Genomic DNA, 20670 nt, shown 5'->3' with positions numbered 1-20670 from the left:
CAAAGAAGCCCCTCATGATTTTTAAGGGTTCTGCACGAATGATGCGGCGCTATGCCGCTGGGGCAGATCAGGCAACCTCGGGCTTCCGGCACTGGTTCAGGATTGCTCGGTTTAATTTGCCCGGCAGATACCGCGTTTAACTGCATGTTAGCCGTACGTTCAAAGGATAAACTTAAAATACAGGCTTCTTTGACACACAGACCATATTTTAAGTTTTTTAGCAGTGACCCGGCACTTACCGCTGGGAGTATTCAGTGCAGGATAATACCGCCAACTCCCCTTTCAGAGACAGCCCCGGAGATACAAGCTGGTTTATTCCGCCGCCAGCACCTCTGGCTGCCCGTTGGCGACCAGTGCTGCCTTCACAAATCCGCTCTGTTTTTTACGCAGGATAAAATCACTGACATACCCTGCCGCCGCAACACGCTGTCGGGGGACCGCCATCGCCTGATGGATATGGGTAAAATCATCTAACGTTAACCGAAAGTCACTATTTTGCTGCGCATAAGCCTGTAGCTGATAGCGTAATCCCGCCACTGCATCTGCCTCGTGAGCCATAAATGCCTCAATCGCTAACGACGCAGTATCAACCCTGTTTATTTTCGCATGCTGCAACTGGCGGCTAAGAAACAAATCATAGGCAGCGCCACGTTCGATAGAAATGGTCACTCCCTGCTGGTCCAGATCGGCCACCTGCTTAAAATCTGAACCGGCTGGCACCAGATAAGTCCCTGAAATGGTGACATAGGGCTGGCTGAAGGCTATTTTTTCTGAACGCAGCGGATCGATAGCCAGAAAGGCAATGTCCCAGCAATCATCATCCACAGTGGCAAAGACCCGGCCGGCAGCATCAAATGCTACCCATTCAACAGACAGGCCCAGTTCCTGCGCCAGTTCAATGGCAAGCTTTACCGAAATACCCTTCGGCTGCCCGGCATCGCCCTGCTGTGCCAGCACAGGGTTTCCGTAATTAATGGCCACCCGCAGGCGACCTTTTGGCGCCAGTTCATCGATTATCGATTTTTCTGTCATTGCTATGGCCCCCTGCGGGCACCTGCCCGGTGGAAGAAAGTTTTAAAGAATACATCAGTTAAACCACAGGCCGTGCGCCCTTATCCCCCCACCGTCGCCAGGGTTGAAGCTGCCGATACGCCTGTTCGAGGTTATCAAGCTCTTGCTGTAAAAAACCGTAATCCGCGTGACTATCCAACCTTTTCTTTGGATTTTCAGACTGCAGCAGATCCTCAATACGACAGGAAATTTGCTGGTACTGAGCCTCATTTAACGGAGCTCCATAGTCATCTGGCGTGTGTTGATCAGTGGTATAGCTGGCGGCAGCTAATAACTTCCATGACAGCGTTTTGCTGACACTTACCGCCTTTACCAGCGGCTCTATTTTGGGATGACGTAATTTCGCGGCATCAACATCGTCATCGGCGGTCTGCTGCAGTGAAAGCAACCGGCGCCGCAAGCTAATCCTGCGACTAAGCACCGATGAGGTTAAGTGGTTTTCCTGCGACAGACTTTCGGCTAAACGCTGAGCGGCCATCAGTGTCGCGCGCATTTCAGCAAAAACCTGGTAAAGAGCAGTACACGGCAGCATCAGCATAAAGACTGCAATCGCTACACCACAACCGATGACCGTATCCAGTGCCCTGGCACCCAGCAGCTCGTTGAGTTGCTGCAAGCCACCCCCACCGAGCGTTATCAACATACTAAACGTTGTAATAAAAATGGCGGCTATCGCATACTGGACCACCACAAATATCTGGATAATAAATTGCAATACCCCAACAGCCAGGGCTATCCATAATCCCTCAGGATGTAGTGACAGAACTCCCCAGGCCAGCAAAATTCCTGCCAGAGTGCCGACCACCCGATAAATTGCACGCCGGGTAGTACCGGGCCAGCCATAAGGCTGATTAAGCACCACCACCACGGCTGCCATTATCCAGTAAGCATGATTTAGCCCGAGCCAGGCTCCTGCTGCCCCGGCAACCAGTGTTGCCAGACAGACACGTAATGCCATCTGGAAGGGAACAGACCAAAGGAACAGATTCTCCTGACAAAAACGCAAGCCAGACTGAGCCTCAGGCAATACTACCGGGGTATCCATCTGCGGGCATGTTTTGGAAGCTGTCGTCGCAGACTGAGCAATCTGTTTTGCCTGTTGTGCCAAAACATCATCACCGGTTTTGTCTGCAACAGCAGTCATTTCAGCCCTGGCGATAATCGGGCTAAGTTGCTGAGTCAGAGATATTAAATACTGAATACAGGGAGTTTGTCTGGTCTTACCGGACTGCCGGTTTAGCAATGCCATCCAGGCATTGTCTATCTTCTGAGAGGCATCCAGTCTCAACTGTATACGCCGCTGAACATCCCGACAGGCAGCAAACTGACTGACGGCATTTGCGGCCCCGGCCACTGCAGTTTGCTCCGGTTTGTAACGGTGAAACAGGGCACCTGACATGTGAACGCCCCAGGATATCCCCCCACCTAACAGCACCCATAAACCACTTTGCCAGGGATTTGACGACACGGCCGATATTCCGGTACCGCTGGCACAGGCCAGAGCAAACATATAAGCCCCGGGAGCCCCTACACGGGTAGCATTGCACACGAAAGTAGCGATGGTCGAAATCGCTGACACGACCATTACCGCGGCCCAGGGCGAATTCCCGGGTAACATCCCCAGCATCACTACCACCGCCAGTAGCAGAGCCACCACGGCCAGATACCAGCCACGGTTGATATACGGGCGATCACTGCCATAGAGTGCCGTGAACGACCCCAAAGTGGCCAGTAACCCCAGGTGAATATTCCCCGCAAAATAGCCAATCATTACCGGTAAACCACAGCAGACACCGACACGTACCGCGAAAGGTAAACGTTGGCGTACGACGGGTGATAGTAGTGTAGATAACGGAAACGTACTGATTTTGGACATTATTCCGGACAACCCTCTTCTTCTGGTAATCAACTATCACTGTAGTGGATTACGCAGTTTTGTCACCCGTGTCCGATTGTTGTATTTGCCTGGCTGACGTATCCGCCAGTCGATTGTCACCATTTTCTCAGAATTTATCCCGGGCCTGTTCCAGAGCATCCTCCGGGAAAGGAACGGCATTACACAGTGCTCTGTCTGCTGCGGCGCGCGTAGAGATCCAGTCGCGAAAACGGCGATTGACCGGCAGTAACAGTGCTGACTCATCACAGACCAGGAAATAAGCCAGTGGAGAATCAACCGGCCTGAGTAACGGGCAAATCAGTGTCCCGGCACTCAGTTCCTCAGCGATCAACGTTCGGCGGACCAGAGCGATGCCTTTACTCGCTTTAGCAGCCTCAATTACCCCGTTAGAGTCGATAAATACCGGCCCACGTTCAGCCTGATCTCTGCCAAGACCACAGGCTTCAAACCACAGGGCCCAGTCGGCCCGGTGTTCATCATGCAACAACGGATAACCGGTAAGTTGCTCAGGACTGATCAGTAAATCCTGTGAAGAGAGCAGTTGCGGGCTACATACCGGCCATAACGGATCATGAATCAGGCATTCACTGACCAACCCCGGATAATTTCCGATGCCATGACGGACCGCAAAATCAAAACCTTCAGAGAGCAAATCGACCTTGCGGTGAGTGGTATTAATCACTATTTCCACCCCCGGATTTGCCGCTTCAAATTTCGGCAGACGCGGCAGTAACCACTGAACCGCAAATCCACTGGTACAGCTAAGACTGATTCGTTGCTGCCCGGACTCTTTGGTCAAACGTTGGGTGGCCTCTTCTATCTGTAAAAATGCCGGACGGATGGCACGCAAATACACACGTCCTTCCGTGGTCAGTTCCAGCCGTCGTGGACTACGAATAAACAAGCGAACGCCGGTGATCGCTTCCAGTTTTGTCACCTGCTGGCTGACCGCGCTGGCCGTCACAAATAACTCTTCGGCAGCTTTAGTGATACTCAGATGTCGCGCAGCCGCTTCAAAACACACCAATGCATTCATAGGAGGTAGTTTCATTATTCACTCACCGATAATGAATTAGAAAAACTTAATCATAAAAGAAATTCTGGTTTGTCGCCGTCACCACTCAGACGATAAAGTGCAGTACCGGCTCCACTCTGTATCAGAGTCTCGGCTATTTATATGACATAACGAGGTGCTGCTATGCGTATTACTGATTATTGCCGCTTATTCCTGTTGGCCGCATTGTGGGGAGCCAGTTTTCTGTTTATGCGGATCGCGGTACCTCAGTTCGGTGCCATTAATACCGCTTTTTTGCGGGTGCTATTTGGGCTGGCAGGTCTGACGGTAATACTGCTGCTCAGTAAATCGTCATTTAACTTCCGGGGTAAATTACTCGCCGCACTATTGCTCGGAGCAATTAACTCAGGGATCCCGTTTCTGATGTATTGCCTGGCCGCAAGATGGCTTCCCACGGGTATTCCGCAATACTGAATGCCACCACTCCATTGATGGGTGCTGTAATCGGATTATTACTGTTTAACGAACCTCTGAATCGGCGTAAGTGGGCAGGTGTCATCCTAGGTGTTGTCGGTATCCTGATGATTATCCGTGCCGGAGAAATTCAGACGGCCAGCGGAACCCTCGCGGGTATTATTGCCTGCCTGGTGGCGACCGGATGCTACGGATTAGCAGGCTTCCTGACCCGCCGCTGGATCACTGCAAAAGGTAGTCCGGACCCGAAACTAGTGGCCTTCGGCAGCCAGCTTGGGGCGTCGCTGATTCTGTTGCCCTTTTTCGCCGGCAGTCTCAACATTGATGCCGCTGCCAACTGGTCAGACACTGGGGCCTGGTTCAGCGTGGTAGCCGTTGGTTTGCTTTGTACTGCTCTGGCTTATATTCTCTATTTTCGGCTGATTACCGATATCGGCCCGTTACGTTCATTAACGGTAACCTTCTTAATCCCGCCATTTGCCGTACTGTGGGGATACCTGATCCTGGGCGAAACCATAAACCGGGGCTTTTTTCCGGGAGCCGTCATTATTTGTCTTGCGGTATGGATGGTTGTCAGTCAGTCGTTACCAGTAGTGCGGATTGGCAGTCAATAATACCCGTTACCGGAATTCAGCCCGTGGCAACAAAACAAAAGCTCCGAAGAAAACGGGCAAAAAATTTAATATCACCCCGCATTGCTGTAAAAAGGCAGCCAATCGCTGCCTGTCCTGTCCTGTCCTAAAAACCGATAGCCTGCCCATCACGACGACTGTCGCTGGCAGCAACATACCCGTGGAGGGGGTCTTCAGATAATCGCCAGATGAACTGGCCGGATCCAAAATCCATGTAAGGATCATTCACCGATTTTAGCAAATGCCCTTTTTGCTTCAGTTGCTCTCTGACGGTCTGACTGAAAGTGGATTCTGTATCCAGAGAGTAATCATAATTAACCTTCCAGCGTGGTGCATCACAGGCAGCCTGAGGTTGCTGATGGTAGTCGAGCATTCTTACCAGAGTCTGTACATGCCCTTGCGGTTGCATATCGCCTCCCATCACACCAAAACTCATCTGTGCCTGGCCGTTTTTCGTCAGGAACGCCGGAATAATGGTATGGAAAGGTCGCTTACCGGCAGCCAATACATTGGCCGAACAGGGATCAGTGGAGAATCCGGCACCACGATTTTGCAAGCTGACACCGTAACCCGGCACAACAATACCCGATCCAAATCCCATGTAATTTGACTGAATAAATGACACCATCATGCCTTTCTCATCCGCCGTCGTCAGATAAACTGTTCCCCCGGTCGCAGGCATTCCAGGCTGGGGCAACGCAGCCTGATCAAGGCTGATGAGTTTCGCCCGACTGGCAAGATAGGCATCATCCAGCATTTGCTCCGGTGTCACCTCCATGCTGGCGGGGTCGGCGACATAGCGATAAACATCAGCAAAGGCCAGTTTCATCGCTTCTATCTGCAAATGCTGTGAAAGCACACCGTCCCGTGGTAATGAATCCACATCGAACTGTTCCAGAAGACCTAACGCAATCAACGCTGCGATACCCTGACCATTTGGTGGAATTTCATGCACATCGAAGCCCCGATAACGTTTACTCACAGGTGTAACCCATTCAGCCTGACAAGTCTGTAGATCTTTTAATGTCAGCTGCCCGCCGGTGGCCTTTGACCACTGAACAATTTTTTCTGCAATCTCTCCTTCATAAAATGCCCGCCCTCCCTGCTTCGCGAGAATCCGTAAGGTCTTTGCCGCATCCTTAAATACAAACTTTTCACCCACTTGCGGAGCTCGCCCCCCTGGCATAAAAGCCTCCGCAAACCCGGGTTGTCCGGCCAGCACCGGCACAGCTGCCTGCCATTTGCGTGAAACAATCGGTGCAATCGTGACACCCCGTAAGGCAATATCAATCGCAGTTTGCATCAGATGCTCAAACGGTAACTGACCAAAACGCTCATGCAGAGCTGTCCATCCGGCAATTGCGCCAGGCACCGTCACAGAATCCCAGCCTCTTTCTGGCGTCAGGGCATGACCGCGCCCGTTCTCGCCGTATTTTTGACGAAAAAATTCAAGATTCCAGTATGCAGGCGCGCTACCGGAAGCATTCAGTCCATGTAGTTCTTTTCCGTCCCAAACCATGACAAAAGCATCACTCCCCAGCCCGTTTGATACCGGCTCAACGACAGTTAAGGTTGCTGCGGTGGCAATCGCGGCATCAACCGCATTTCCCCCTTCAAGCAATACACGGTTACCTGCATGTGCAGCCAACGGATGGGATGTTGCAACTACATTTCTGGAAAACACCGGGGCTCTGAGGGTTGGATAAGGATTGCTCCAGTCAAATGTCATCACTCACTCCTGAATTTTACGAGAACCCTTTAGACAGATACTTTTACTATCCGCTTTGCTGCCTCGAGGGCCAGGGCATTACGGTCAATTTTATTGGTACTGGCCAACATGAATGTTTCAACGAACCAGATATGCCGCGGATGCAGATAGGCCGGACCATGTTCAAGACTAAAGGCTTTAAGCTGGTGTTCGCTTAGCTCACAGCCCTTATGTAACTTCACCCAGGCCACCGGTTTTGTCCCTTTAATTTTATCAGCCACCGCCACCACACAAGCCTGCTGTACGGCCGGGTGTCGTTCCAGTAATTGCTCCACCTCACTGGGGTAGATGTTTTCAGCGCCACTGACAAACATATCGTCCCGACGTCCGACAAATACGTAAAAACCCTGGTTGTCGCGGGAAAAAATATCCCCTGTAACGTAGTACCCGTCATCAGTGAAAGGAGATTTAAGATCCGGACGCTGATGATATCCCTGCATCAGTCCCGGGCTTTTCAGTTCTAGCATTCCCCGATCACTGTCTATATTACCTGCCTCATCCCTCAGACGGACAGACACTGCAGCATGCGGATATCCCGGAGATTCCAGCGGCGCGGCCAGTCCTTGCGGATGCGGACCAAAAACCACCGGACCGCCTTCTGTTGTGCCGTAAGCATTGATAATCTTCGCTCCCGGGAGAAGTTGCCTGATTTGCTGATAAAGGCTCTGATTGACTGGTGCAGACCCCATACGGATAGCACGTACACTGCTCAGATTGCTATTCGCCAGTAACTCCGGGTGCTGTAACATCATCGCAACCATCGGCGGAACGGCCGTCAGCCAGCTACATTGATAGCGGTCTATCGCCCGAATATAGTCCGGTGCAGTAAACTGAGGCAACAGCACAGTGGTCACATGACTGGCCAGTGTCAGCAGAGAAAGTGCCAGTGCGTTCATATGATAAAGCGGGGCTGCAATGAGTATCCGTTCGCCTTCCAGCTCACGGTTTTGTAAACGGGTTTCCAGTACCCAAAGATGACTCGCATGGGTCAGGCGTACCCCTTTAGGCATTCCCGTCGAACCGGAGGTATAGAGCAGCAAGGCAAGGCTATCAGCTTCAGGTTGCCAGACCGGTAACTCCCCCGGCTCCAGGAACTGCTCTATTCCCTGTTCCGTCTGATCATTGAAATATATCCTGGGTAACGGATAAGCCGTTCTTTCCAGCTGATCACGGTCACCTAAAAGTATCTTTGCATCACTGTCCGTCAGTATTTTATCAATAGTCTCAACCGGAAATTTATAGTTCACCGGGACCGCAACCGCACCACATCGCAAAATGCCCAGCAGACTGACAATAAAATCAATGGAATTCCTCCCGATTATTGCCACCCGCTGACCGGAAACTATCCCCTGCGATAACAATCCCCGTCCCACAGCATCAGCCCTGCAGGTCAGCTGCCGGAACGTAATTTCAGATTGATGATTCTCATCTTCCGGCGTAATAAACGCCGGTACATCACCGCCTTTGCTAAGATCAATCAGATCGCCAAGATTGCTTATAATGCTCATGATAGAAACTCAAGTAATGTAGCCGCGACAGGCAATGCAATACGCACGCATCCCGGCGAGCGGGTAAAAGGTAAAGACAGACGCGCGGCGGCACGGGTAAGCAAATCAGGATCACCACCGCGGAGATGGATCACCGAAAAAAAATTCTCTCGTTCCGCCGGAAGATGCAGCAAATTGGTGTATGAAGCCAGAGCGTCTGACCGGGTGATAAACCTCAGTTCAAAATCTCCCTTAATTTTCCCCAGCCGCTGATAATGACGTTTTTCAGCCTGCGGATCTTTCGTCACCACACTTAAGGCACAAATGCCGGTCACCCCGTTGGCATGCCCGGGCCACCCCGGGCGCCAGACCCATTCCGGGGTATGGTGCTGGCAAAAGTACACGCGACCGGCACTAAATTCATCCCCCTGCAGCCTGAGGGTAGTGAAACGCGCAGTCCCGGACACCGTTCCGTCAACCACTTCACGCGAGAAATGCTGTAAAGGTTGCAGGCTGAATCCAGCTTCTTCCAGAAACTGCCGGGTCACCGCAGCATCCTGGCTGGAAAAAACCAGGCCATCGATGCCTTGCGGACTATTGAGAATTTCCTGACGAAGTTTCCCTTCGCCCGGTAAACCGATAATCTCCAGATAGTGGCTGTCAAACATCATCAGATGATTCAATGACCCAAGAGAATGATAACCACGTGGTGTCAGCCTGAATCCCAGTTCCTGAAAGACCTCTGCGAGTGCTTCAATATCGAAATGACTGTTGATTACCAGGTGGTCCAGTGCATGTTCCACATTTGCTCCTTAAACCGTTGCCGTGGAATAGAGGCCACGGCCACTGGCGACCAGACGTCCTTCACTGTCAAAAATTCTGGCCTCTGCACTGGAGAATTGTTTTCCAGACTTAATCACTTTCCCTTCAGCAATTAAATCGCCTTTTGCCGGCCGGTGATAATCGACACGTAAATCCAGCGTAGGGACACCTTTACCTGTCCAGGCAAACAGTGCCCAGTCGGCAGTTAAATCGACTAATGCGGCCAGAATGCCACCGTGGATATAACCACCTGCCGGATTCACCACCCATTCATCACGAAAATGTGCTTTAAGGGTTATTTCACCCTCAGTGACAGAGATAACTTCAAGCCCCAGCCACTGGTGAAAAGGCCCTTTGAGTAATTTTTCCTGTATTTCTGCTGCCGTCGTTAAAGAAATTCCGCTCATGATCAACTTCCTTTGCAAGGTTAAACGGGGTTCCCCCACCGGGAGACAAGAGCATGCCGCTACGGCGTCACAATAACTTTGCCCAACACTTCCCGATCCTGAATCAGGCGCAGACCTTCAGCAGCCTCTTCAATGGGTAATATACGGTCAATCAGTGGGTCTATCTGCCCATCGGCAACCATCGTAACCAGCGCTTGCAAATCATCCTGATAGAAACTGTTAGAGCCTTTAATATTCAGCTCAAAACTCCAGACATAGCGCAAATCTTCCTGTGGGTCATAACCGGCTGTCGCGCCACAGACCAGTAAAGTTCCGCCACGTTTCAGGCATTTGAGTGAAGGTCGCCAGGTATCCCCCCCGGTAAAATTAATCACCACATCGACTCCTCCCTCAAAACTGCGACGCTGGGGTTTGCCATAGTGCGCGATAGCCCATTTAGAAAAATCGGTCTCGTGATAATTCACCACATGATCTGCCCCCAGAGCTTTCAGCGCCGCGGCTTTCTGTTCACTGCCGGCACAGGCAATCACTTCAGCCCCTAGTTGTTTTGCCAGAATGACACAGGCTGTACCTACCCCCCCGCTGGCCCCCAAAATCAGGACCTTATCGCCTTTTTTCACAGTATTGTGCGTCACCAACATACGATGCGCGGTTCCATAAGCGACCGGAAGTGCTGCCGCCTGTGCAGTGCTGACCGAATCCGGCAGGGCAATCAGCTGTGTTGTATCAACATGTGCATACTCCGCCATCCCCCCATCGGTCATTTCTCCCATCAGACCTACGCCGGGTTTAAGAGGATTAACTAACACCCGATCACCGATGCTCCACCCCGTCACATCGTCAGCAATCGCGACAATGGTTCCGGCCAGATCCAGCCCAATGACCACAGGGAAAGGCACTTTTATCCCGGGCATACCTTTTACGGTAAAAACATCGTGATAATTAAACGAGGAGGCCCCGACACGAATCACCACATGCCCTCTGGCAGGTTCAGGACGGGGCTTATCGGTAATGACCTGCAGTTGATCCAGTTGACCATGCTGATTCAGCACCAGCGCTTTCATTATTCTGCTCACAGAAATCTCCTGATTATTTAATTGATTTAGCAGACTGATACGGAGCGGTATCAAACAGCGAATTGTCGAGCTGACCTTTGATTGCACCGCTGCTGACAAATACGCTATGCTGACGCTTCAAGGTGCGGATATCCGCGGGTTCAAAGGTGATACGGTTCATGCTATCCCAGTGACTGACATACACCTGTGCATCATGTAACGGCAAATTTGCCTGCTTTTGCAGTAACTCAACGACCTCTTCGGGATGTGAATGACCCCACTCCAGAGTATCGCGGAGTGCTGCAATCACATTAGCAACTGTCTGAGGATGCTGTTCAGCCAGTTTGCTGTTGACTGCACCGACACCGATATAGGGTACGGCATCAGAATGGGTCAGAGCCTTCCACTCATCAGCAAAAGTACCGAGAGATCTGACATGTAAACCCGTTAGTTGACTAATCGTGACTGAACGGAGCGCTGCGGCATCGATCTGTTTTTGCGCCAAAAACTGCGCGAGGCGAGACTCATTCCCCCCAACCAGGGAGAAGTCCTGTGGTCCGATACCTGCACTTTCCTGCAAAATTGTCCCTGCGATCACCGCCACAGATGACCCTGCAGGGGACATACCGATTTTCCTGCCTTTTAGTTCGGACAAACGGGTGATAGGTGAATCGGCTGGCACCACAAACTGCACATCAGCAGGTTGTGTCGCGGCAAAAATTTTAACCGGAACACCTTCGGAAGAGGCACTAAATACCCCGGCCAGTGGTGCCCCGAAAGCCAGGTCAATCGAGCCTGAAGCCAGTGCGCTCAGTGGTCCATTGACTCCCGGAAAATGAACAAACTGCGCATCAATCCCGTGTTTTGCTAAAAAGTTTTTACTTTCCAGGACAGTGCCGTATCCAAGACTGACACCACTGGTCCAGTAGCCAATACGTACCTTCTCTGCGGCGGAAGCCGAATTCAGGGCAAAGAAAGCCCCGGCAGCCAGCGCGACCGCCATTAATATTTTTCTCATGGGATTATCTCTGGTTAAGGTTTTTCCAGCGGAACAAATAGCGTTCCATGGGTTTTATCAGGCCGCCTTCCAGCAGCAGCATCAGTGTGATTAATAACAACGTCCAGCCGAAGACCTGATCCGTTTGTACCAAATCTCCAGCCTGGCGCAGGCGATAGCCAATGCCATCCGAGGCCCCCAGACTTTCAGCCACCAGCGAGACCCGCCAGCCAAAGCCAAACGCCAGCCTGGCCCCTGAAAAGAAGTAAGGCAAAATAGTCGGCAGGTAGATTTTTTGCAGAGTCTGCATTCTGCTCATCCGGAAGCTGCGCGCGAGTTCAACATATTGTGGCTCGACGGTTTTCGCTCCCTGCCAGACATTGGTGAGTATTAGTGGCAGTGCAGTCATAAGCACCACAAATACAGTCGTGAGATCCGAAATTCCGAACCAGATAATCGCAAATATTGCCCATATCGCTGAAGAAACAGAGTTAAATACCGCCAGTAACGGCTCAAAAAACTGCGCTAAACGTCGGCTTGCCCCCAGAGCCAGACCAAGCGGTGTTCCGATCACTGTTGCCAGCAGAAAGCCTGACAGTACCCGGGAAAAAGTAATACCGACATCATGGGAAAAACTCGCACTGTGCCAGAGCATTTTCACTGCATACCAGGTACTTATCGGTCCAGGAAAGACAAACGAAGGCATATGTCGTGAGGCAACCCACCACACAACAATAAAAATACCCAGTAACATAAGGCGCTGAACCAGCAGCGAAAACCATTGATTATACCGATGCATTTCAGACCTCCAGTCGCAGTAAACGGACTTGTTCGGTCACATTTTTTGCCGTCGGGACACGTGGTCTGGGCAAACTGACAGGAACAATCTGATGGATCCGTCCCGGGTGAGGTTTGAGAATAATTACGCGATCGGCCAGCACTACTGCCTCCTCAACATCATGCGTAACAATAACAATCGTCATGTTTTTCAGTTTGCGGATGCGCAGCAATTCATCGTGCATTGCACTGCGTATTTGCGGATCGAGTTTTGAAAACGGTTCATCCATCAGCAGAATTTCCGGTTCAGCCACCAGACTTCGAGCCAGAGCCACACGACTGCGCATTCCTCCCGAAAGCTGATGCGGCCAGGCATCAGCAAATGTCTGCAGGCCGACTAACTTCAGCACTTCAGCAACACGTGAATGTCTTTCATCCTTGCTTAACCGGCTGGTTTCCAGTCCGAAATTGACATTCTGCCGTACTGTACGCCAGGGCAATAAGCGGTCTTCCTGGAACAAATACCCCAGCTTATACCAGCGGTTAAATTCACTGAGCGGCTGGCCCTGGAGCATAATCTCACCACGCTCCGGCACCATTAATCCCGAGATAATATTCAGCAGGGTACTTTTGCCACATCCGGAAGCTCCCAGTAATGCCACAGTTTCTCCCTGAGAAACCGAAAGAGAAATATCGTTGAGCACTTGCAGATTGCCAAAATGCTTCCCGATGCCGGAGAGCCGTATCACTGCATCATCCGGAACGTAGTCATCAAGCAAAACCTCACTCATCAGAAGGGCCTCCTTTCGAGAATCGGCAGCAAAACATCCCCTTTGCTAAGAGTCGCGTAGACTTTTTCCAACGTCATAGCCTGAAATGTTTCAATATGGCGGCGTGCAATCAGTTCAACCCGTTTTGCATCTCTGTCTGTGAAAGCCTGAATCATTGCGTTATGGTCATTTTTGATTTCTGGTTTAGTCTTTTGCACGTTAAAACCCAATGCCACTAACCTGGACATTTCATCCATCAATCCAGATAGCGTGCGGATCAGATGCGTGTTACCCGATGCCTGAGCAATCGCCAGATGAAAGCGTTTATTAGCATTCATAAAGACATCAATTTGTTCCGGTAAAGGTGCAATAAGTTCTACACGACAGGCCGCTTCCAACTCACGCAGCAATTCAATATCAACCCGCCCTACCGCCAGCCGGGCAGCTAAAGGCTCAAGTTGAGTACGCAGCGTAAAAATCTCTTCAACATCCTGCACGGTGATCGGTGCAATGTAGTAGCCTTTACGGGGACGTGAAACCACCAGATACTCATGGCAAAGTCGGGCCAGTGCAACACGGCAGCTGCTTTTACCGATCTGATAGCTATCCATCAATTCAGACTCAGTAATCATCGCCCCGGGCATCAGACGACAGCTCAGGATGTCATGGCGGATTTGGTTATAAGCCGCGTCAGCTAGTGATAATGTTGGTGTTGGACGGGATGGCAGCATAAAAGACTCTCTCAGCCACTCTGTGAGATGCTCACAGGAGCGTTATAAGGTGCTTAATAAGGCCAGTCTAAGGAGTTTACGGAGTGGGAAGAAATAAGAAAAAAAGCTTTGTTTAGCAGGGAACCGAGCCATCTGGGCAGCTCAATACGTGGATTGTGACCTCAGTTTGCTATCTACACATTTCCGGGCGCGCAGAAATGCTCTGATGCAGATATCATCACTTCATGATTTTTCCGGAAACTTGCGGGAGGAATATGAGTTTGAAATGTAGATAAGTGCATCTGTGTCATCAGAAGAGAATATCTGGATCCCTGTGAGGTATTGCAGTCTACTGAGAAAACAACAGACGCTGTAATACCGTTTCAGCCTTTGAAATTGCATCTGTTGAAGATGCAAGGCAGAAACGACTGAATCAGAAAATTCAGTGAAAGAATTAAGTTTCAGACCGCAATACTGGACAAGGTCTCCATGTATTACGGCAGAAACGTAACCCGGGTGATCAGATCTTCAGCATTTTCACCGTGGCATCGATATCAATTTCATCTTCGGTGAAAATCGACGTCGAGCCCTGGAAAGTGGTAATCGCCAGTTTTTTCAGTGATCGCATGGCCCCGGGGGCCACTTCAGATTTTGGCCGGATACTGTTCATCAGCGCGCCGACTGACAGTACGGTGTTTTCTTTATCAATCCCGGCATCTGCGGGCACTTCTTCGCTGTAAACCACAAAGGATTTTATCGCGGTCAGTTTCAGCCGCTCACCGGCAATAAAAATATACTTGCTGTCCGGAATGACTTTAACCGAGAACGCAGAAAGCCCTTTGTTGTTAGTACCGGGTTCAAAAGTGACCGCCGCATCTTTCTTTATCAGCTCAGGGTGGGCGACTTTAATCACATGAAAATAGCGGTTGTCGCCGTTTTCATCTTTGATAAATCCAAAACCTTTATCTTTAAACCAGGTTGTGATTGTTCCGTTCATCGCTGTTACCGCCTGTTAACTCGTTTATCTGCTCAATTTTTGCAGCGCGCAGTGTAGAATACAATGCCCGCACAGACTATGTTTTTGGCACCTGACTGGGTGATAATTTTGCAGTTGTTCATCTGATTCACTCCCCATTCACCCGGCCAGAAGAAAAATCGAGATGATTTATCGGCTGTCAGGTCAGCCCTTTAGCAGTCACCACTTCGCTGATAAAATCCAGCACTCTGCGCAATAACGGGGAACCCCGTAAATCGGCATGGACCACCAGCCAAATCTCCGGCGCGAACAGTTCACCGCTGAATGGCAGACGTTGTAGATCAGATTCGGCATCACCGATAAATTGTGGCAGAGACGCCACTCCGGCACCACTTTTCGCTGCCATCAACTGGCTGGTAATATCACTGACGGCACAGCTAAGCGGTCGCCCGTTCGCTGCGGCTACAATCCATTTCGCATGTGGCATAGCGGCATACTGGTTATCGTAGCCAATAAATGCCCAGTCAGCAGGCTGGTTTTTCTGTGGGTAATCCCTGTGTGTGTAGAGTGAAAACGGCATGACTCCCAGTTTACGAGCCACATCGTTATCGTCTACAGGGCGAGCCAGCCGCAGAGCGATATCGGCTTCCCGGCGACTCAGGGAGATCCGTGCCGCCTGGCTGACAATGCTGAGTTGAATCTGAGGATAGCGCTGCCGGAAAAGTTGCAGGTTGCCCGCCAGCAGATGAGTCGCCAGCACCGGGGGCGCACTGAGGGTGACCTTGCCCGCTACCTGTTCCTGTTCAGCAAGGGCACTCCGTTCAATGGCAAATGCCGCCTCTTCCATCCGTCTGGCCATACCAATAATCTGCTGTCCAAACGGGGTCACAGAACAGCTGCGGGTGGAACGCCGAACCAGCGTACTGTTAAGGCTTATTTCCAGGCTGTTAAGCCGCCGACTGACGGTGGCATGATCAACCGCTAAGAGGCGGGCAGCCCCCGACAAACTACCGGCTTCGGCTACAGCCAGCAAATAACGCAAATCTTCCCAGTTTAGCATCTGTGCATTTTTCCCCGGAGTGTTGTGTAACTATAGGGAATTAACGCACAGCTCACAATTCTCTATGCTGCATCCTCTGAAGAAAGGAGTGATGCCGTCATGAATTATCGTACCCGAATCACACAGATTGCCACCTGCCTGGCCTTCGCGATTGTCCTGCTGGACACCAGTGTGGTGAATGTGGCTATCGCCGCAATACGCCTCAGTCTGCACACCGATATGCGTGGCATACAGTGGATCATTAATAGTTATTCCCTGACCTTCTCCGCGCTGTTACTGACCGCCGGCGTTTTGGGGGACAGGTTTGGTTGTAAACCGGTGTTTCTTGCCGGGTTTGCCCTGTTTACTTTCGGGTCATTGTGCTGCGGGCTGTCCCAGACTGCCGGAACATTAATTGCTTCACGGGTCATCCAGGGAGCCGGTGCTGCCTTGCTGGTCCCGGCCTCACTGTCGCTGATCCACATTTTGTTCCGGGATGATGCCGAGCGCGGAAAAGCCATCGGCTGGTGGGGAGCCGCCGGAGGGATTGCCCTGGCCGCTGGCCCCGTCGCCGGAGGCTGGCTGGTGACATGGCAGGGCTGGCCATCGGTATTTCTGTTAAACGTCCCTGCCGGGATTATCGGGCTGCTCATCGTCGCCCGCTATGCTCCGCCTTCCGTGCCACGGCCTGGTAAGCATCCGGATATTGCCGGTCAGTTGACAGTAATCATCACGGCAGGTTCACTGGCTTACGGGCTGATTACTGCGGGGCATAATGGTTGGGCCAGCCACAGTGTACTCAGCTCACTGACCGTTTCCGTGGTCTGCGCGGCGCTGTTTATCGTCGTCGAACGCCGCCATCCTGACCCGATGCTGCCACTCAGCCTGCTCCGCCAGGTCACTTTACGCACCAGTACCCTGGTCGGTTTTATCGCTAACCTGGCATTTTACGGCATGATCTTTGTGCTGAGTCTCTATTTCCAGACGGTACTGCACTACTCTCCGCCACAAGCCGGAAGTGCATTTTTGCCGATGATGGCAATCCTGGTGGTCATGAATATCCTGGCAGGAAGAATCATGCCGAAGGTCGGGGTAAAACGACTGGCTGTGTACGGGTTACTGATCTCTGCCGGCGGCTACGGGTGGCTGATCGGCGCTGGCCCTCTGACAACGCCTCTGGCGATGCTACTGGCCGGTAGCGGGATTGCCCTGGCGATTCCGGCAATCACCAGCGCAGCGCTGGACTCTGTGGCTCCGGGGCAGACGGGTATTGCGGGCGGGCTGCTGAATGCGGCACGGCAGGCTGGCGGGGTATTTGGGGTGGCGCTGTTTGGCACACTGATTAACAGCCACAACCCAATACAGTTCACTCACGGAATGCATACTGCCCTGGCGATTTCAGCCGGACTGCTGTTGTTCGCTGCCGGAATCAGCGGATTATGGCTTAAACACCGACATAAGGACCGAAAAAAACGACACCTTCCGGCCTGACCTGCGGACAGGGGGCATGCGACGGTGTTGTCAGCGTAGTGGCGGTACCTCTGACAACCTGACATTCCACCCCGTGTTGTTATTCCCCGCCACTCAGTCCCTGACGATGACGATGAACCCGCCCTTCAGCCAACGCGGTAAGCAGTAACACCACGGTAGTCACCCAACTGGCGCATTCCAGTCTTAGCGACGCAATGATCCATGGGATAAGACAGAGCACGACTGCCCCCGCCAGATGGGGCGCAGGAATTTCTCCGTAAACGGTTTTTTTATAAAACGCACTGCCTGCCAGAAAGATCACCGGACCTGCACACAACACCAGGCTGTGTAACAGTCCGGTGGCTTGTTCCGGAGATTCCATGGTCAGGTCATTCCCGACCGCCATCACGATGATGCCGCCTATCAGGATGACATGCAGATAGTGGAACCGGGCCCCCATCCTGCCCTGATCATCAGAGCGGCTGATCGCCAGTGTCGCCTCTTTGCCGGAGGTTCCGAAATAAAGCCACCACACCGCCAGTACCGACAGGAAAGTCGCTGCCATCGCGGAAATCTCAGAGAAACTCCAGTGAGATTCTGCCGACAGTGAGCCTCCGGTCGCCAGTAAGGTTTCTCCCAGAGCGACAATCACAAATAACTGACAGCGTTCCGTCAGGTGTCCACCCTCAATCGTCCAGTCACGGGTGGAAGATCGCCCCATCCCCGGGAAGGCAAAACCGCTCATCGGTGACAGGTATTCACATAACACCGCAATCACCCACAACAGGGTGCGCAGATCTCCCCCGGCCAGCGCCCCGCCAAACCAGAATACCGCCGAAACCAGCAGCCATGCCAGCATCCGTCGGTAATTAGGACTCAGCGCATGTTCACGACCCAGCACTATCACTATCACCAGGGTACGTCCGGCCTGTATCACCACATAAGCCAGGGCAAAAATCCACGCCCGCTCAGTGAATGCTTCGGGTATCGCGGCAGACATCACCAGTGCGGCCGCCATCACAAAAAATAACAGTCCGCGAATGGCCGGGGTTTCCGGACTAAACCAGTTGGTTACCCAGCAGGTATATTGCCAGCCCAGCCAGACAGCGAACCAGAGGATTAAGGTGTGCAGTACCCCTGAAACGCTCAGGTCATGCAATAAACTGTGGCTGAGTTGCGTCACCGCAAACACATACACCAGGTCAAAAAATAGCTCCTCCCATGTCACCCGCGCATGGTGGCCATCACGCTGGCGTAATAACGTCGATGCCAGATTATTATCAGCCATACATCGTCTCTTTATCGTCGGTTGGGGCTTCCTGCTCGTCGGCTGCCGCCCGCTTTTAAATGCAACCAACCCGGCACCTTCCGTTATCAGACCAAAAGCACCGGGTAATGATCCTGCCCGGGTGCTGCCGGAAACTTTAGGCAACAGGGTACGGCAGTTATTTTGTAGTATAGCCACCATTGACCAGGATGGTTTGTCCGGTCATCCACCAGCCTTCGGTGACCAGAAAACGTACCCACGGCACAATATCGTTGATATCGGTCAGGCCGGTTTTACTAAACGGTGACAGAGCTGCGGCGGTTTTGTGATAAGCCACCGCATCCGCCCCTTCAGCAGGGTAGAAGAACGGAGTATCCATCGGCCCCGGCCCGATGGCCGTTACCGAAATCCCACGTTCGCCCAGCTCTTTCGATGCAGCACGGGTGAAATGTTCCACCGGGGCTTTCATACCCGCATAGGCGGCATAATACGGGGTATAGGCGCCCAGCAGTGAAGTGACCAGCGTACAGATCCGGCCATTATCGTTCAGGTGTTTACCGGCTTCTTTAAGAAAAAAGAAAGCGGTCTTGGCATTCACCGTACTCATCTCGTCAAATTCTGTTTCACTGATATCAGCCATCGGCTTTTTCAGTACCTTGCCGACCGTATTAATGGCAATATCCGGGCGACCAAACTGTGCCACTACATCGGCAAACAATTTCTCCATCGCCGCCGCTGAACTGAGGTCCGCCTGAAATGCCGCTGCTTTGGCACCGGCAGCAATAATCTCTGCCACGGTATCGTCGGCCTGCTGTCGGGTCGCCGCACTGTTGTAATGTACGGCAACGGCCGCCGCGCCCTGTTGCGCAAAATCACGGGCAATCAGCCCCCCGAGGTTTTTTGCCCCTCCTGCGATAATCACGACTTTACCTTTAAGTGTATGTTCTGACATAACCAGCCCTCTGAGTGAAAGATAATGCGGCGATCCCGCTGATAAGCAGATTAGTACAGATTTTTATTGTATAAAGGTGGATGATTTGTATTCACTATGCAGAAAATACGATTAATAAGTGCTTATGGATTCCATTGAACAGTTTCGTATATTCATCCGTGTCGCAGAGATTGGCAGCTTTATCCGCACGGCGGAAACCCTTGACCGGCCAGCCTCTACCGTCTCGGCAGCCATCCGTGAGCTGGAGAGCCGGCTCGGAACCCGGCTGTTCCACCGTACCACCCGCCACGTTTCTCTGACTTCTGACGGAGAAACCCTGTATGCACGCAGTCAGCAGTTGCTACAGGATATGGAAGAAACCGAGAACCTGTTTCGTCAGCAGGACGGCAGGGTGACCGGTAAACTTAGGGTTGATGTACCGGGAAGAGTCGGTAACCAGATAATTATCCCCGCGCTGCCAGATTTCTTTGCCCGCTATCCGCTAATCACCCTCGAACTCGGGGTGACCGATCGCAGTGTCAATCTGACGGAAGAGGCTATCGACTGTGCGGTACGGGTTGGCAGGCTCAGCGACTCCGGGTTGATTGCCCGCCCTACCGGAATGCTGAAGCTGATTAATGTGGCCTCAGAAGGTTACCTGGAACGCTATGGTAAACCTACGGCCCCGGACCAACTACAGAATCACTACGTGGTCGGTTATGCTTCTCCCACCTCCGGTCGTCGGGAAAACTGGCAATGGATCTCAGGGGGTGAAACTTTTTCAGCACAGGTGAATGCCATGCTGAGTGTGAATAATGCAGAAGCCTGGATAACCGGCTGCGTCGCAGGGATGGGGATGATTCAGATTCCGGAATATGATGTCGCAGAACTGCTCGCTGCCGGCACCTTGCATCAGGTGCTACCGGATTACCTGCCACCCCCACTGCCGGTCAATATCATCTACCCACATCGTCGCCATCTGTCACGACCACTGCAGCTGTTTATCGACTGGCTGGAACCCTTATTGCGGGAAAAAATGCGACTCACCCGCCCATAACGGCCTCGGGTGAGTAAAACTGATTGCCGGTGATTGTCTCATTCACCC

General features: G+C 52.0%; 18 protein-coding genes and 1 pseudogene. 3 read left to right on the top strand and 16 right to left on the bottom strand.

Annotated features, from left to right (window positions below; genetic code table 11):
- Window positions 1–312: 312 nt before the first annotated feature.
- From B3Z23_RS17745 to gcvA, 3 genes are all read right to left on the bottom strand, one after another.
- Window positions 313–1032: a transporter substrate-binding domain-containing protein gene (locus tag B3Z23_RS17745; protein ID WP_294912581.1), complete on the bottom strand. Its 720-nt coding sequence runs from the start codon at window positions 1030–1032 to the stop codon at window positions 313–315.
- Window positions 1033–1090: 58 nt separating this feature from the next.
- The gene (locus B3Z23_RS17740; RefSeq protein ID WP_294912579.1) at window positions 1091–2947 is read right to left on the bottom strand and encodes an FUSC family protein; all 1857 of its coding nucleotides are present in this window, start codon (window positions 2945–2947) and stop codon (window positions 1091–1093) included.
- A 127-nt stretch (window positions 2948–3074) separates the two neighbouring features.
- Window positions 3075–4019, bottom strand: coding sequence for a transcriptional regulator GcvA (gene gcvA, locus B3Z23_RS17735; RefSeq protein ID WP_294912577.1), 945 nt, complete (start codon window positions 4017–4019; stop codon window positions 3075–3077).
- Window positions 4020–4166: 147 nt separating this feature from the next.
- On the opposite strand from gcvA, the pseudogene B3Z23_RS17730 reads away from it, so the two are divergent.
- A pseudogene (locus tag B3Z23_RS17730) lies at window positions 4167–5071 on the top strand (DMT family transporter).
- A 124-nt stretch (window positions 5072–5195) separates the two neighbouring features.
- Here B3Z23_RS17730 and B3Z23_RS17725 read toward each other — a convergent pair.
- The 11 genes from B3Z23_RS17725 to B3Z23_RS17675 all read right to left on the bottom strand — a co-directional run bounded on the left by B3Z23_RS17725 (window position 5196) and on the right by B3Z23_RS17675 (window position 15918).
- Window positions 5196–6818 (bottom strand): gamma-glutamyltransferase family protein, encoded by a 1623-nt coding sequence (locus tag B3Z23_RS17725; protein WP_294912576.1) that lies wholly within the window; start codon window positions 6816–6818, stop codon window positions 5196–5198.
- 29 nt (window positions 6819–6847) lie between these two features.
- Window positions 6848–8365 carry a class I adenylate-forming enzyme family protein gene (locus B3Z23_RS17720; protein WP_294912574.1) on the bottom strand — a complete coding sequence of 506 codons (1518 nt, stop codon included), beginning with the start codon at window positions 8363–8365 and terminating at the stop codon, window positions 6848–6850.
- A complete protein-coding gene (locus tag B3Z23_RS17715; RefSeq protein ID WP_294912572.1) occupies window positions 8362–9147 on the bottom strand; it encodes a VOC family protein in 786 nt (261 codons plus the stop codon). Before B3Z23_RS17715 ends, B3Z23_RS17720 begins: the two co-directional genes overlap by 4 nt.
- A gap of 9 nt (window positions 9148–9156) precedes the next feature.
- Window positions 9157–9573 carry a PaaI family thioesterase gene (locus tag B3Z23_RS17710; protein ID WP_294912570.1) on the bottom strand — a complete coding sequence of 139 codons (417 nt, stop codon included), beginning with the start codon at window positions 9571–9573 and terminating at the stop codon, window positions 9157–9159.
- Between the two features lie 59 nt (window positions 9574–9632).
- Window positions 9633–10649, bottom strand: a complete 1017-nt coding sequence (locus B3Z23_RS17705) for a quinone oxidoreductase family protein (RefSeq protein ID WP_294912569.1) — start codon at window positions 10647–10649, stop codon at window positions 9633–9635.
- A 13-nt stretch (window positions 10650–10662) separates the two neighbouring features.
- Window positions 10663–11646, bottom strand: coding sequence for an ABC transporter substrate-binding protein (locus tag B3Z23_RS17700; RefSeq protein ID WP_294912567.1), 984 nt, complete (start codon window positions 11644–11646; stop codon window positions 10663–10665).
- Window positions 11647–11650: 4 nt separating this feature from the next.
- Window positions 11651–12424 carry an ABC transporter permease gene (locus tag B3Z23_RS17695; RefSeq protein WP_294912565.1) on the bottom strand — a complete coding sequence of 258 codons (774 nt, stop codon included), beginning with the start codon at window positions 12422–12424 and terminating at the stop codon, window positions 11651–11653.
- Between the two features lies 1 nt (window position 12425).
- Window positions 12426–13193, bottom strand: coding sequence for an ABC transporter ATP-binding protein (locus B3Z23_RS17690; RefSeq protein ID WP_294912563.1), 768 nt, complete (start codon window positions 13191–13193; stop codon window positions 12426–12428).
- Window positions 13193–13903, bottom strand: a complete 711-nt coding sequence (locus B3Z23_RS17685) for a GntR family transcriptional regulator (protein WP_294912561.1) — start codon at window positions 13901–13903, stop codon at window positions 13193–13195. Before B3Z23_RS17685 ends, B3Z23_RS17690 begins: the two co-directional genes overlap by 1 nt.
- A 499-nt stretch (window positions 13904–14402) precedes the next feature.
- Window positions 14403–14879, bottom strand: coding sequence for a cold-shock protein (locus B3Z23_RS17680; protein ID WP_294912559.1), 477 nt, complete (start codon window positions 14877–14879; stop codon window positions 14403–14405).
- Between the two features lie 178 nt (window positions 14880–15057).
- Window positions 15058–15918, bottom strand: coding sequence for a LysR family transcriptional regulator (locus B3Z23_RS17675; RefSeq protein ID WP_294912557.1), 861 nt, complete (start codon window positions 15916–15918; stop codon window positions 15058–15060).
- A 99-nt stretch (window positions 15919–16017) separates the two neighbouring features.
- Here B3Z23_RS17675 and B3Z23_RS17670 point away from each other — a divergent pair, with 99 nt between their 5' ends.
- A complete protein-coding gene (locus B3Z23_RS17670) occupies window positions 16018–17388 on the top strand; it encodes an MFS transporter (protein ID WP_294912555.1) in 1371 nt (456 codons plus the stop codon).
- Window positions 17389–17467: 79 nt separating this feature from the next.
- Here the strand turns inward: B3Z23_RS17670 and B3Z23_RS17665 are convergent, their stop codons facing one another.
- Entirely contained in the window at window positions 17468–18655 is a 1188-nt protein-coding gene (locus B3Z23_RS17665; protein ID WP_294912553.1) for a low temperature requirement protein A, read from the bottom strand.
- Between the two features lie 157 nt (window positions 18656–18812).
- A complete protein-coding gene (locus B3Z23_RS17660) occupies window positions 18813–19586 on the bottom strand; it encodes an SDR family oxidoreductase (RefSeq protein ID WP_294912551.1) in 774 nt (257 codons plus the stop codon).
- 124 nt (window positions 19587–19710) lie between these two features.
- On the opposite strand from B3Z23_RS17660, the gene B3Z23_RS17655 reads away from it, so the two are divergent.
- Entirely contained in the window at window positions 19711–20622 is a 912-nt protein-coding gene (locus B3Z23_RS17655; RefSeq protein ID WP_294912549.1) for a LysR family transcriptional regulator, read from the top strand.
- The last annotated feature ends 48 nt before the right edge of the window (window positions 20623–20670 follow it).

The sequence above is a fragment of the Tatumella sp. UBA2305 genome (genome assembly GCF_002345795.1).
GTDB lineage: Bacteria > Pseudomonadota > Gammaproteobacteria > Enterobacterales > Enterobacteriaceae > Tatumella > Tatumella morbirosei.
This window is presented reverse-complemented; position numbering and strand designations above follow the sequence as displayed.

Excerpts from the sequence above, each read along its gene's own strand:
- B3Z23_RS17745 (WP_294912581.1), bottom strand. The coding sequence starts at position 1,032 with ATGACAGAAAAATCGATAATCGATGAACTGGCGCCAAAAGGTCGCCTG.
- B3Z23_RS17740 (WP_294912579.1), bottom strand. The coding sequence starts at position 2,947 with ATGTCCAAAATCAGTACGTTTCCGTTATCTACACTACTATCACCCGTC.
- gcvA (WP_294912577.1), bottom strand. The coding sequence starts at position 4,019 with ATGAAACTACCTCCTATGAATGCATTGGTGTGTTTTGAAGCGGCTGCG.
- B3Z23_RS17725 (WP_294912576.1), bottom strand. The coding sequence starts at position 6,818 with ATGACATTTGACTGGAGCAATCCTTATCCAACCCTCAGAGCCCCGGTG.
- B3Z23_RS17720 (WP_294912574.1), bottom strand. The coding sequence starts at position 8,365 with ATGAGCATTATAAGCAATCTTGGCGATCTGATTGATCTTAGCAAAGGC.
- B3Z23_RS17710 (WP_294912570.1), bottom strand. The coding sequence starts at position 9,573 with ATGAGCGGAATTTCTTTAACGACGGCAGCAGAAATACAGGAAAAATTA.
- B3Z23_RS17700 (WP_294912567.1), bottom strand. The coding sequence starts at position 11,646 with ATGAGAAAAATATTAATGGCGGTCGCGCTGGCTGCCGGGGCTTTCTTT.
- B3Z23_RS17695 (WP_294912565.1), bottom strand. The coding sequence starts at position 12,424 with ATGCATCGGTATAATCAATGGTTTTCGCTGCTGGTTCAGCGCCTTATG.
- B3Z23_RS17690 (WP_294912563.1), bottom strand. The coding sequence starts at position 13,193 with ATGAGTGAGGTTTTGCTTGATGACTACGTTCCGGATGATGCAGTGATA.
- B3Z23_RS17685 (WP_294912561.1), bottom strand. The coding sequence starts at position 13,903 with ATGCTGCCATCCCGTCCAACACCAACATTATCACTAGCTGACGCGGCT.
- B3Z23_RS17680 (WP_294912559.1), bottom strand. The coding sequence starts at position 14,879 with ATGAACGGAACAATCACAACCTGGTTTAAAGATAAAGGTTTTGGATTT.
- B3Z23_RS17675 (WP_294912557.1), bottom strand. The coding sequence starts at position 15,918 with ATGCTAAACTGGGAAGATTTGCGTTATTTGCTGGCTGTAGCCGAAGCC.
- B3Z23_RS17670 (WP_294912555.1), top strand. The coding sequence starts at position 16,018 with ATGAATTATCGTACCCGAATCACACAGATTGCCACCTGCCTGGCCTTC.
- B3Z23_RS17665 (WP_294912553.1), bottom strand. The coding sequence starts at position 18,655 with ATGGCTGATAATAATCTGGCATCGACGTTATTACGCCAGCGTGATGGC.
- B3Z23_RS17660 (WP_294912551.1), bottom strand. The coding sequence starts at position 19,586 with ATGTCAGAACATACACTTAAAGGTAAAGTCGTGATTATCGCAGGAGGG.
- B3Z23_RS17655 (WP_294912549.1), top strand. The coding sequence starts at position 19,711 with ATGGATTCCATTGAACAGTTTCGTATATTCATCCGTGTCGCAGAGATT.